10 protein-coding genes are annotated in these 13,324 nt (G+C 39.1%); all 10 read right to left on the minus strand.

Annotated elements, in window-relative coordinates; translation table 11 throughout:
* Positions 1-42: 42 nt before the first annotated feature.
* Positions 43-756, minus strand: coding sequence for a LytR/AlgR family response regulator transcription factor (locus tag IR083_RS02070; protein ID WP_194223067.1), 714 nt, complete (start codon positions 754-756; stop codon positions 43-45).
* Between the two features lie 20 nt (positions 757-776).
* Complete coding sequence (locus tag IR083_RS02075; RefSeq protein WP_006797881.1) at positions 777-1,850, minus strand: sensor histidine kinase; 1,074 nt, start codon at positions 1,848-1,850, stop codon at positions 777-779.
* Complete coding sequence (locus tag IR083_RS02080) at positions 1,851-2,537, minus strand: sensor histidine kinase (protein WP_194223068.1); 687 nt, start codon at positions 2,535-2,537, stop codon at positions 1,851-1,853.
* A gap of 468 nt (positions 2,538-3,005) precedes the next feature.
* On the minus strand, positions 3,006-5,351 hold the full coding sequence (locus IR083_RS02085; protein ID WP_194223069.1) for a TonB-dependent receptor: 2,346 nt from the start codon (positions 5,349-5,351) through the stop codon (positions 3,006-3,008).
* Positions 5,352-5,376: 25 nt separating this feature from the next.
* Complete coding sequence (locus IR083_RS02090; protein WP_006797878.1) at positions 5,377-5,565, minus strand: hypothetical protein; 189 nt, start codon at positions 5,563-5,565, stop codon at positions 5,377-5,379.
* A gap of 302 nt (positions 5,566-5,867) precedes the next feature.
* The gene (locus tag IR083_RS02095) at positions 5,868-6,206 is read right to left on the minus strand and encodes a DUF2149 domain-containing protein (RefSeq protein ID WP_194223070.1); all 339 of its coding nucleotides are present in this window, start codon (positions 6,204-6,206) and stop codon (positions 5,868-5,870) included.
* Positions 6,203-6,805 (minus strand): MotA/TolQ/ExbB proton channel family protein, encoded by a 603-nt coding sequence (locus IR083_RS02100; RefSeq protein ID WP_006797876.1) that lies wholly within the window; start codon positions 6,803-6,805, stop codon positions 6,203-6,205. The genes IR083_RS02095 and IR083_RS02100 overlap by 4 nt, the downstream gene beginning before the upstream one ends.
* A 9-nt stretch (positions 6,806-6,814) precedes the next feature.
* Entirely contained in the window at positions 6,815-7,531 is a 717-nt protein-coding gene (locus tag IR083_RS02105) for a hypothetical protein (protein ID WP_044215328.1), read from the minus strand.
* Positions 7,532-7,581: 50 nt separating this feature from the next.
* Positions 7,582-11,799: a cobaltochelatase subunit CobN gene (locus IR083_RS02110; protein WP_194223071.1), complete on the minus strand. Its 4,218-nt coding sequence runs from the start codon at positions 11,797-11,799 to the stop codon at positions 7,582-7,584.
* 104 nt (positions 11,800-11,903) lie between these two features.
* Entirely contained in the window at positions 11,904-13,304 is a 1,401-nt protein-coding gene (locus IR083_RS02115) for an HmuY family protein (protein ID WP_006797873.1), read from the minus strand.
* Positions 13,305-13,324: the final 20 nt, after the last annotated feature.

The following is a 13,324-nucleotide window of genomic DNA, read 5'->3' on the forward strand; positions in this document are numbered from 1 at the left end:
CTAATTAATAGTTATTACATTGAATATTCTTCTGACGGAATTTCACTTACTCTTTTTTGATATAAAATCGTTAAAAAAAGATTCTCTGTAAGTATTCCCAATTGCAATTTCATATGTTTTAATGAAAACATCGTTATTATCAAAAGAATCAATTTTATTGATATTTACAATATACGATCTGTTCACTCTCAGAAATATTGTTTTAGGCAATAGGTCATGCATAGTCTTCAGGTTAAGTTTCGTTATTATACGTTGTCCGTCAAGCTGGATAATTACATAGTCCTTCAATCCTTCTATAAAAAGAATATCCGATAGATTTACCTTAAAATACTTCCTGTCCGATTTCACAAATATATATTCATCCTCTACATTTTCCACACTCTTCTTTTCTTCCGAAACTAACAGTGTGTGATATGCGATAGCCTTATCAACTGCTTTCCTGAACCTTTCACCTTCGATTGGTTTCACCAGGTAATCGATGGCTTCCACCTCATAACTATCCAATGCATATTCCGAATAGGCTGTTGTGAAAATAATCAATGTATTTTTATTTACATTTTTCGCAAACTCTATTCCGGTAATTCCGGACATATGTATATCAAGAAAAATCAGGTCAACCGGATTGTTCAACAAAAATAGAGAGGCAGCCTCAGCACTATTGAAACTATCCAGGAGTTCCAGTTGCGGAACCTGATCTACCAGATTTTTGATTCCTTTGCGAGCTATCGGCTCATCATCGACTATAATACATTTCATATTCCGTGTAATTTTAGTATTTATAATAAATTCAGTTGAAGGTTTACAGTATATGTTGAGTCTGTAATGTTTATTTCCAATGCATAATTTTTACCATACAAAAGGTCGAGGCGACGGCGAATATTTATCAGTCCCAATCCTCCGACTGCCCTTTCCTCCGGTTTCTTCGGTTTTGAATTTTCACAAATGAAATATAAACAGCCATGATCTACATTGAAGTGTAAATGCACGTAGGAAGCGTTGTCGCTATCCGAATTATGCTTCACTGCATTTTCCACAAACGGGATGAATAACAATGGGGGAACTTCTATTGCACCTATATTCCCTTCTTCCGATATTGTATAACCAAAGTAATCGCGGCGTGTCTTTTCCAAATCCAGAAATCGTGTAAGAAATTGTATATCGGCACTCAGAGATACTTTATCTTTCGAACTGTCATCTATCTGGTAACGTAACATATCTTCCAGTTTGGTCAGTATTTCCGATGCCGTATCGGGATCTTCATCCACCATAATATTGGCATTATTGAGCATATTAAACAAAAAATGCGGATTGATTTGACTCTTGAGTATTTTCAGTTCAGAATTGAGTGTTGCAGATTCCAGTTCATCTATATGTTGGTTATAAGTTATCCAATTTTTCAGGAGAAAAAATGCTGTCGTCCCCATAAATAACAGACTGAAAGCTACTATTGCTGATGAAATGTTAAGTATATCAATGGAAAGCACTTGTTTTTCCGTTTCCACCATGTTATTTATTTTGAAAAAATATTGCTGTACAAATAATATGCAAAATAAAGTAAGGAATACCATAAATATCAGCGAAAGCAGATATAACAGGAGCCTGTTTTTCAAGAGCAAATAAGGAACAAAAATATATAAGTTAGCATATATCGCGCCGACAAATACCAGCATGTAGATTATCCAGCCATAAAGCATACTGAAATTAACTGTATATTTTTCAGGTATATACCAAATAAAGTTGAGTGTAATTACCGATATGATAATGAATAGTAATATATGCCTGCAAATTCTGAAACGAGAATCTACCAGAAGCGCAGGAATTATGTCATCCGCTATTTTTAATTTATTCATTTATTCTAAGTTCAATTCTAATTTTATCATGTTACTTTCATTTCCGGAGTTGACAATATTTAAAGAATATTTGTCGGGGAATAAGAGATTGAGACGTCGTTTGATATTTAACAAATCAGGACTATTTACTGATACTTCATTAGTACTGTTACACCAAAAGTTGATGGTATTACTAATTGCTTCAAAACGAACCTTCAATAGATAATTTCCCCCTTCCCCTTTTGATATATGACTAATACTATTTTGAACAAAAGGTATAAATAAAAGTGGGGGAAGGAATGTCCTGTTAACATTTCCTTCTATTACAACTTCGAACATGAAGTCATCACAAAACAAGTGTCGTAAATTCAAATAATTCTGAATAAAATTTATTTCCGAATTCAATAAAACCTTATCTCTGCCACAGTCGTATAATTGATAACGGAGTATCATACTCAATTTCATCAGCATTTCATTAGCTTTCTTCGGTTCGGATTTTACTAAAACACTTGTACGATTGAGTATTTTAAATAAAAAATCAGGTGTTATCTGATCTTTCAGTTGTTCCAATTCTGACTGTATATGTTCTTTTTCGAGACGGGAAATACGTTGATTATCTATCACCCAATGCTTAATTAACACGCTGACAGACGCACCCGCAATACACAATGTAATAGTTATAAATGCAGACGATATATCTATTAACATAGTATTCTCAGGGTTGAAGATTGAGGTCGGTGCCGGAGCCGTTTGTAAGAATAATAAAGCGAGATATTCAAAACTATACTGAACCAACAACAACAATGTCATTGATAATAACATAAAGGCCAAGAACAAAATATATTTTTTCTTTAAAAAATATTTCGGAATTAAAACAAATAGATTGAAGTATCCCACTGTACAATAAGATATCATGTAAATGATACAAAGAAAAAATATACCTGATCTGCTTTTAACAATACCGTAATCGAATACACTAAATGCCTGGTTGATTGATATAATCGAGATACTCAATATCAGTATAAGGTGCCTCCATATTCGAAACACAGGATCGATGAGAAATCTGTACAAAACTGAAGAATTGTTTCTATTTATATATAACATCATATTAAAAAAAAGATCGTTCATACTGCTAAGTTAAAAAAAATCAGGCACTCATATTATTAAAAGTAGAAGTTAAAAATTTATTTTATAACTTACATTCGGTATTGATGTAGAACCACTTTTTTTCTCTATTACATCTGTCTTGTAATTATATTCATATCCGTAGTATTCTTTTGCTCCGGTCAGATTTATCGTTTTTATGGCAAATTCGTGCGATACTTTTTTCTTGTTTATCTTATAACTGATTGTCGCATTAGCAATAAACATAGGAGAATATTGCTTAGAAAAGGCCTTATTTTCATCATATTGCACTTCCCTATCCGGATGATTCATTGTAGCTTCTTCATCAATAGGAGAATAACGGTCTCCACCTTGAAGTGTAAATTTGAGATTAGCACTTAGTATGTTTTGTTTATTGCTTCCCAGCATCCATTCTTTACCGATCAGTGTATTTAGTATAAAACCTCTGTTAAACTTCGTATTATGCCAAACTCCGTCTCCACCGCAATATTTAGAATTAAAGGCCGAACCTGTGATCATGTAGTATAACCCGTTCGTAAGGTACTTTTCCAATGTAATATCTACACCGACATTACGCCCCTTACCTTTATTTACCAATGCATTCTTCACATAAAACTCATTTCTGTTCAGTACAGAATATGAACTGTCGGCCATAACCGGGACATTATACAGGTGTTGAAAATAAGGCTCTATTCTTAGGTTCATATCATTAGATATTTTATAATTATAGGTAAACATGATATGGTGGGATTTTGTAAAATCCAGATTTTTATTTACCAATTTATCGCCTGTCTTATTTGTTTTCGCAAAATAGACATCCATCTTCTCCATACGGCTATGTAATCCATAGGCTAAAGCGAAAGACGATTTTGAGTCTGTCTGCCATTTCATTCCCATACGAGGCTCTATAGTCCAGCTATTGTTTAAAGTGAGTATCTGAGCATCCACTCCAAAATTTAGTGAAATCTTATCATTTAATGCCAGCGATGAGCTATTGTATCCGGATATAAGTTCGGTATTGCCCTCTCCTTTTGTAATATTCTCCATAGGGCGGTCTATGAAAGGGGATAAGTCCATACTCATATCATAGTACATTTTGGTGAATGTAAATCCAGTTTTATTAGTAAATTTTTTATTAAACTTGCGGTTAAATGATGTCGTGAAAACAAGGTTAGTATTGCTTCTTTCCATTTTCATATATGGAGTATGATTCATTCCTGTATCGAAAATATCCTCCCATGCATCATGGTTAAAGTAAGTGGCCGCTATAGTTGTTTTCCACCGAGTATTATTGTCAAAGAAATAACGGTGGCTTATACCGACAGACACCATATTTTGTTTCGCTGTAGATTTTTTTGCATCATCATTTTTTTCCCATTTATTAGGATCTTCCTCAAAATCAGTTACGATTTTATCTACCAAGCCTGTTCCCCAGACGGAAAATATACCTACTTTTTTTGTTGGAAGATTTACTTTAAAGTTCAAATCCTGATAATCCAAATCTCCACCTAAATTCAAAAGAGATGTTGTTGAATAGCGATAATTGAAAATATATGATGCATTGTGCTTCTTACTTAATGGACCTTCAGAAGCAAAATCGATCCCCAATATCCCGAGCTGGAATGTATTTTCATATTTCTGGTTATTTCCGTTTCTCAATTTCATATCAAATACTCCCGACACGGCATTACTATATTCGGAAGGAAAAGCACCAGTGAAGAAATCCGAGTTACCCAATACATTACTGCTCAAGGAGGATAATATACCTCCTCCTAATGTGGAAATATCTGCGAAATGATTTGGATTAGGGATCTCGACATCTTCCAAACGCCATTGCAAAAGATGCGGGGCATTCCCATGAATGGATATACCATTATTCGATACACTAGGCGACACTCCGGCAAAAGCCCCCACCAGACGAGCAGGATCATCCATTCCTCCGGCATAACGGCTTGCTTCTTCTACGCTAAGCATCCGGGCTCCTGTAGTCGCCATTTCGTTAAGCGGTAGTGTTTTATTGGTGCGGGAATAAATCATAACTTCATCCAGTTCCTTTATATTCTCTTTCATTTGTATCTCCAGATAAACCTCCTTTGCCGAAGTAATCAATATTTCACGATAAACACTCGGCTCATACCCTACAAATGTAGCTTGTACCGTATGCCTGCCCACAGGTACATTATTCAGGACAAACTTACCATCTTCATCTGCTGTAACGCCAATTTCAGGTTTGTCAAGAAGTCCGATGGAAACATAAGACAGAGGGGCACCCGATGCCCTGTCTGTTACAATACCACGTATTGTCTGAGTTCGCAATCCATTAGTCTGGGCTGAGAAGCCAACCGGATACAATAAACAAATAAGTATAGTAATAATTGATTTTAATTTGAGATGCATAGCTGTTAGTTTTATATAGTTATTATTAGTTATCTTTTTTATTTTTGATGAAACTCATCACCTTGTATATCTTGTCAAAAGCACTCATTGCCCCGCCTGACTGAGATAGTTCATTGCTGAAGATCATCTCAAAAGCATCCAATACCTTTTTGCAATTGGTTAAGTTAACTCCGGACACCTCTGATACTTTCATTATTGTTTCTTTCTTATTCATAATGGTTTTGTTTTTGATTCTGATACGAAAGTAGGGTTTGATGCAGACTGGAATCTGAATAGTAGACGAAAGAAGGCTTTTTGTATACGAACTGTAGTATTAAGTATATCAAAGTATTTCGCAATTTAGCAGAGGATTGCCATTATAAAATCACTCTTAGCCTGCTTTATAAAACAAAGCAGGCTACTCTATAGCAGCCTGTCAATTGGTATTTGATTGGTAAAAAAAGAACTACAAGCTATACAGCCTGTAGTTCCTTGTCGATTAATAGTATTTAATGAAGAGCGTACTCTTTATCTATATCATTCGGGCACATAGATTATTTCCCCATTCTCCAATTCGTAGGCTATACCCACCTTCTTACCTTTTTGCTGCGGAGAAGACTGATCCTGAGAAGGGGTATATTTGTTTATCTTATTCTCCTCTTTGGTAATGATCTCCATGTTATCTTTACCCGGATTTTTCACAATCGTATAGTCCTCTTGTGTAAAAACCTCTGTCATATTCATATGCATCACCATGGCCACCATCAGAGCCACAGCAAAAACCATTGCCACATCGAAAAGATTAACTATCACACTTAGCGGATCGGTGTCCTCTTCTTTCGAAAACTTGCTGATTCTTCTTTGCCTCCGTCTCATACCTGCTCTTCTTTTTCGGTTAATATCCTCGACACATAATCGAGATTATTCACATCCTTGGCATACCAGCGTTGCTTGAACTGAAGCGTAACCAGACCTACTGCGCTCACCACAAGCCCCACAACCGTAGTCGCAAATACGACCTGCATATTGTAAGCCATACCCGATATATCTCCCGTAGACAACCCTACCAAAGCCGGACTCATGGCTATCAACGTACCGATAAGACCAAGTACGGGCCCCATCTTGGCAAGAAGTTTCGATAGAGATGCATCTTTCTCCGCTTCATTCTCAAAGTTAGAGATCAGATAATCTGAATAGGCATCGCTGGCGGGAGTGGTAAGCAAATCGCGAAGATATCTGACAAACAAAGAGTTGTCTTTTTCGGGCAAAGAGCTTTTCAGCGTATCTATGTTTGTTATGCTTAGATTTTTAATCTTATCGTTCAGTTCTTTATCATTTTTCCTTTTTACCATAAACTGATTGTAGAAACTACCAATTAGCAGTAGTGAACGTGCAAAAAGAAATAACAGGATAATAATGTCGGGTATAAGTAAACTATTGGCTACCCAGAATAATACTTTTGAAATTACTTCCATTAATAATTCTTATTTAGTTGGTTGTGATAATTTGTTCTTTGATTCTTTCTTTTGTCGGATAATCCATTTTACCTTATTCCAGAAAAAGCCCAGCACAAAGGCTGTACTAAACAATCCCAAAGACAGCAATAAGGCCTTAATATTCAGTTGTTCTTCTACTGCGGCATAAGTCACATTGCCATTCACGGTAGTTATCAGACCTATAATGCAGACAAAAAGGCTGACAAGGAAATACACCTCCAGTCTTAGTTCCTTTTCATGATAAATATACCTGACCAGATAGCTCAATGCGGGTAAAATAAGGAGAGCGGCCGCAGCCAAGATGTAGGATATGGCATCGAAATCCGTTCCCGGAAAACTGAATATCAGTTGAGTGAGGAGATAGAATAGTACGGGGAATATAAGTAAACTAGGATACCAATAGAGAGGTTGTATCCACCGTTTCACCTTCTTCCCGAACATATCCCGTAAGGCGGCAAAGCAGAAAGCAAAGCAAATAGCCGACTCAATGGTAATGAGTACGGCAGCATCCTGCATCACCTTTATGTTTTTGAGGTAGTCAGCCAATTGGGTCTTCGACTGCATGGTGGCATACTGACACGTCCACAGGACGAAAACAGCACAAATCAGACCGAATATAGCTGCCTGCCAAGGCTTCCAGAAACTTAGTTTTACAATGCAATTTATAACAATAAAAAGCATTAATATCTGTATAATTAATTCCATAAAATAATAGGTCGGAGAAATCGTACAGACAACGTCTCCGACCTCTATATTTAGTTATTACTCTTACGTTTTTTGCGCAGTACGAACAATAGTGCAAGGAATGCAAGCAGAACGACTGCAACAACAATGATACCGTTCAATGAGTTTTCTTCGCCATTGTCAGACTGGCTCATCGAGTCTTTTTTCAGCACAGTTCCACTCTTGTTAATGTCGGATGACGCATCTGCGGTCTTCATCTTCTGAAGCTGTTGCTTATAGCCTGCCGCATTCTCAGGGGTAGATTTCTGTGCGATGAAATCCTGTAACTTCGCATTCGAACCCGAAAAGCCTGATCCTGTTGCGCCGAATTCATTTACCAAGTCGGTATGTAGTTTGGCCACATCTGCCAGTTGCTGTTCCGATGCTTTCCACATACCCTTACGGGCGGTTTCCAACATTACGGCGGTAATCTCCTGCATAGCAGCCGGATTTTCTTGTTTGAAGAAACCCTGAACACCCAGATTGTGAGAATCCTTTACATATACATCATACAGTTCGTCCCACATCTCGTTGTCGATAACGTCGGGCTTCATTACATTCCATGCATAGGTATTGGTCACTACTTCAGTTATTTGTGCGGCACTCGATGCCTTACCTTTCATTACTTCCTTGATGTAAGCCGGATTGAAAACCGTAGAGCGAGACTCTACGCCGATAGCTTCTTTCAGTTCTTGCATCTTGGCATTGTTGCGGTTGCGATAATCGGCAAAGTAAGCATCCGGGTCTTTGCCCGTTACTTCACGAACAGCCAGATTCATCCCTCCCATAAATTCATATACATGGTCAAGGCTCAATGCTCCCCATGTATTGCTTTGACGAGGCTGTACTACAACATCCGTATTGTGAAGCACTGCACGAAGAAGTCCCGCTTTGTATTCGCCCCACTCTTTATCGCTTCCGTACACTGCACCCATATTATTGATGTAGGTATCGGCTATTTCTTTCTCGCTCTCCCATTTGTCGCCACTGGTAACCATGCCCTGAATGCCTGTACCATACATACCGTTGATACCTCCAAACACACGCTGGGTAGACATTTCACGCGCATTCTTTGGCGGTATGCCCTGCTCTACAAGCTGACGCTCGATCTCGGTTGTACTGGTAGATACATAGTTGCCATTCTTATCATCCTTGGCCGAAGCTGCCATTTCCACAGCACGCGTAATCAGAGACAGGCGGGATGCAGCCAGATCGCGGAACTGACCCGATGTCTGCACTACAACATCGATACGAGGACGTCCCAAAGTCTCGGACGAAATCAATTGAATGTCCGATACCCTGCCAAAAGCATCACGCACCGGCTCTATACCGAGCATGTAAAGAGCCTGCGCAATAGTAGTTCCTTCGCTTTCGATAAACTCACTGCTCCAGAATGTATAGCTCACTTTCTTCGGATATTCTCCATGCTGTGTCTTATACTGATCCAGTGTTGCATTTACAAGGGCGATTCCTTTGTCCCAAGCCACTTCCGATGGTGTAGCCTCTGCATTTATAGAATACAGATTGCGCCCTGTAGGCACAGCATTCGGATTTGCCACTGCATCGCCACCCGATGATGGAGCGATATAGCCACCCGATAGTGCATTTAGGATAGATTTTAGTTCCAATTCGGGACTCTGTACCAATGCATTCTTATAGTTGACAATATTATTGATCGTGCGTTCTACTTCTGTAATAGCACGGGCACGGTCCTTTTGCTCTTTTGTATATTCGGGCTTCTTAGGCTTTTCTGCGGGTTTAGGAGTTTCCTCTTTTTTGTTTTTCGTTTCCTCTGGTCTTTCTCCTATTTTGGGTATCCACGAAGGATGCCCCCCACCCGATTTGGCAGCAGGTTTTGCATTTGCACCAGAAGATGCTGCCATTGCCATCATACCGCGCCGTGGCGGTGTCAGCATTTTTTTTGCTTCGCTGAGATCTTTTGTCTGAATACCCGCCACTTGGCAAACGAATGTGCTGTCTACTGTTTTGCCATTCAATACCTGATTTACCAATATTTTGGCAGGTTCTAAATAACGCTGAGTGAATACAACTTTATTTTTCAATTGCTGTTCGGTTACTTTACCTCGCTGTTTGTCGAGTGCTGCCAAACTGTATGCAATAGGGTCGGCACTCATAGCCAATACAGACGATTTTATCTTTTCAGCATCGTAAGGTATTCCTGTGGTGTACAATTGGCCTGTCATCTTCTCGTTGGCAATCTCTTCCGAGAAATTTTCGATGCGTTCTATATCTGCCGTAGTGTAGGGAGAGGTAAGAACACTGTCTAATCGCAATTCGCGGTGTAATCCCATCTGCACGGCAATTTTCTTCACGGCTAGCGAAGCTTTTGACTGATGAGCCTCATCGATCTTGTAATAATCTCGGATTTTATCCTGTAAAGATTTGAACTGCGAACGGGTATTGCTCTCCATAAACGGCGGTGTCAGGTACGATAGCGTGGTAGCATACGAACGGCGTTTGGCCATCATACTTTCTCCGATATTGCCAATGGTATAATAGTAGAAGTGCGGGATAGTCCCTACCAGACGGTCAGGCCAGTCGTTGCTGCTCAACGCTACTTGCTTTTGAGGTGTAAATTCCAAACTGCCATGTGTGCCGAAATGCAGCATAGCATCGGCTTTGAACGCATACTGCGACCACAGATATGCTCCGATGTATGTGTGCGGAGGTGCTGATTTAGCTCCGTGGACAATGGCAAAGGCATCACCCCCCAGTGCAGCCATAGGCTGAGGCAGGAGTGCTATATTTCCGAGTTGGATACGGGCAACTGCCAGATAATATTTGTTATCCTTGTGAACACTCATATATGCTCCGGGAGCTTCTCCGTATGTATTTACGACATCGGCATAGAGTTCGTCCGAAAGCGATTGATGTATCCAAGATTCATATTCCGATTTTTCGACCAATGCCGGTTTTCCGTTTTTCAGATAATTGTCGAATGCCCCTTCGGCATAGGTGCTTAGGATTGCACCCTGAGCCATGAGCAGCTTTTCGAACTCCGGCTCCGTTGCAGGCAGATTGTCTACTTTATAGCCTTCAGCCTTTAGTCGCTTCAGCAAGTTGTAGAGTGATGGAACTGTTTCCAATCCCTGAGCTGTCAACGTTTCCTGTCCTGCTCCTTTGAAGTAATAGATAGCAACTTTCTTATCTGTATTACTTTTTCTCTTCAGGTTGATGAAATTATTGACAATCTGTGTCAGATTCTTCAACCTGTCGGGTATAGCCTTGAATAGATATAAGCCGTCTTTATCAACTTCCTGAGCATTGACAACATACGGATAGATGGCTCCGTCCAATTCGGGCATGACTACGCTCTGAGACATGAATCCGCCAAACATTCCCATCGGGTCTTTCATCCAATCTTCTTTCGTTTGCAAGATAGTAAGAGGTGAGAATATAGGTATATTCCTTTCTTTGAGCCACTCCACAGCAGCATCTGCCTGCCCCATAGCCAAACGGCCATGTGCATAATATACTACCGCATCGGGTTGTATTTGTTTCAGAAAATCGATACGCTTCATGGCTGAAGAAACAGGGTAAACGTTCATCCCTGCATTTTGGAACGAAACGATCATGCTGTCTATATTTGCCCTGTTTCCACTAAAAGGATCGTTAAGTCCGCCTACTATGGCAATCTTAGCCCCGCCTTCTTTATAGAAGTTATGTTCTTTGATATATTTTTCATATTCACCCACCGTATTGAACGATACATTCTCATCTAAATGATAAAGCACATCGGATGCACTTTCGACTACCGAATCGGCTGGAGTAACAAAGAATGACTTTTTATCGATATGCTGACGGATATACCTTGCCAGATTCTGATAATTCTTTCTATTTCCATTGCTGATATATGAAGAAACGCTCTCTTTCTGTATACTATCGAGATTGCATATATTATTGTCGGGATTGGTAGCAGCGTATATATAAATAGGAACTCCATTATCGGCTGCATTTTGTATTTCGGCACGTTGCTCTGCCGAAATATTCATTCCCATACCGAATCCCAGGACGAAATCATACTTTTTCAGTTTGTCGAGATCATCAAGAGATACCTCTTCAAAACTTATAAAATCATCTGTGTTTGATTTTATAAGGCTGGTGACCTGAAACTGCTGAAAATTGACAAGACCGATCTTGGTGGTGGAAACAAGCTTACCCCAAACTATCCATCCGGCAATAATTAGCAATACAGCGCATATTATAATTATAAGTTTTGACTTAGACATACTTCGTAACAGTTACTTAATTTATTAGTCAGATATTTTAACGCAAGTTGGCAAACCGATAAATCGGTCTGCCATACTTGTATTTATTCTATCTGAATATATTTTTATTTAATTAATGCATATTCTATCTGCGGACGTCCTCTGTCCCCCTTATCATTAGCCAAGCCCATTGTCAGGAAGCGCAGTTTATAATAGAATCCGTTAGCATCTTTTATCACATAGTAGCGGTCAAACTGTATGCCAAGAGGAGCTGTAGATCCACCCATATTAGATGTTACGCGCCAATTGCTACCAATTACGTTACGAACTTTCGAGAATGTGAGACTTGCAATTTTAGACTCATTGAAATCTTCATATGCAATATCCGAAACCATTACTTGTATAGCTTCCGTTCCGGCAACATTATTAATAAGCACTAAATCCTGCATAAAGTAAGGCATGCCCATCGTAGAACCGATATTATACCCCCATACGATATCCCATTTCTTAGCTTCCGGTTCTACATTAACCGTTGTTCCTGTCTCCAGAGACAAGAATGTGAAATTATAGGCGGCATCTTTAGCTATTTCGACAGTCTTGATTGTGGTTTCACTAACTTTGGCATATTGTACTTTATAACCTTCTCCATTACGGCTGACTTTCACTTTATACCATTGATCTCGGCTCGATTTATTTCCTTCCGATGCAACAAAATAAACCTTGTTTTCACTATCTGTAGCAGATATTGTAGCAAATACGGTTTTTGAAAGATCGCCGTCAAAACTGTCTATTACTTCTGTAGATAACCCTTCTACAGTCATAGGACTTGCAGCTATATCTTTTGCAGCTTCTGCATCGGCAAGAGTTACGGCCGTAATATCCGTCTTAGTCGAAGCTGTAGCCGTAGTCGCATAGGCTCCATTCAATACAACTTTAAAATCACTGCCACCGTAGAAGCCTAAATTCCAGCTCTTACGGTCCACAGGAGTCTGTGTATTACTACTCAAATCTACATACACAGAATTAGCGTAAGCTACATCACCTACTTTTCCTTCAAGAATCAGCTTTTGACCTTCCGATACTATTGCACCGAATTTAAGGGTGGCTTCTTTTTTATCGCCAATAACAATTCCATTATTTATGGATATCGAGGATATGGTAAAAGTCAAGGTTTCCGTACCATCAAATAAAGCTTCGCTAACTTTGGATACTTTAAATGAAGCTGATGTACTTCCTGCAGGGATATTCACTACAAGTTGGTTATTTGTAACGGCAGGACCAGTTGTAAACTGTGTACCATAGACTGCTCCAGTAGCTGTAACTCCCAGAGTGACATCAATTGCTGATTCGGCCTTACGGCTCAGGTTTATAGTAATATCTATAGATTCGTTATCTTCATCGAGTCCCAATTCAGCAGATGTAAAATTGACAGTAATATCTGGCAATTTCACATCGTCTTCACTATCACTACATGAGTTGAAGCCTATCAAGGCCGTAAAAAGAAATAAATACAGTAATTTTTTCATTTTGTCTATTTATTGATTAA

Source organism: Dysgonomonas sp. GY75 (genome assembly GCF_015234155.1).
In the GTDB taxonomy this organism is placed as follows: Bacteria; Bacteroidota; Bacteroidia; order Bacteroidales; family Dysgonomonadaceae; genus Dysgonomonas; species Dysgonomonas gadei.

Bases quoted from the DNA above. Each gene is read 5' to 3' on its own strand.
- IR083_RS02100 (WP_006797876.1), bottom strand. From the start codon at position 6,805: ATGGAAGTAATTTCAAAAGTATTATTCTGGGTAGCCAATAGTTTACTT.
- IR083_RS02115 (WP_006797873.1), bottom strand. From the start codon at position 13,304: ATGAAAAAATTACTGTATTTATTTCTTTTTACGGCCTTGATAGGCTTC.
- IR083_RS02105 (WP_044215328.1), bottom strand. From the start codon at position 7,531: ATGGAATTAATTATACAGATATTAATGCTTTTTATTGTTATAAATTGC.
- IR083_RS02095 (WP_194223070.1), bottom strand. From the start codon at position 6,206: ATGAGACGGAGGCAAAGAAGAATCAGCAAGTTTTCGAAAGAAGAGGAC.
- IR083_RS02110 (WP_194223071.1), bottom strand. From the start codon at position 11,799: ATGTCTAAGTCAAAACTTATAATTATAATATGCGCTGTATTGCTAATT.
- IR083_RS02075 (WP_006797881.1), bottom strand. From the start codon at position 1,850: ATGAATAAATTAAAAATAGCGGATGACATAATTCCTGCGCTTCTGGTA.
- IR083_RS02080 (WP_194223068.1), bottom strand. From the start codon at position 2,537: ATGTTAATAGATATATCGTCTGCATTTATAACTATTACATTGTGTATT.
- IR083_RS02090 (WP_006797878.1), bottom strand. From the start codon at position 5,565: ATGAATAAGAAAGAAACAATAATGAAAGTATCAGAGGTGTCCGGAGTT.
- IR083_RS02085 (WP_194223069.1), bottom strand. From the start codon at position 5,351: ATGCATCTCAAATTAAAATCAATTATTACTATACTTATTTGTTTATTG.
- IR083_RS02070 (WP_194223067.1), bottom strand. From the start codon at position 756: ATGAAATGTATTATAGTCGATGATGAGCCGATAGCTCGCAAAGGAATC.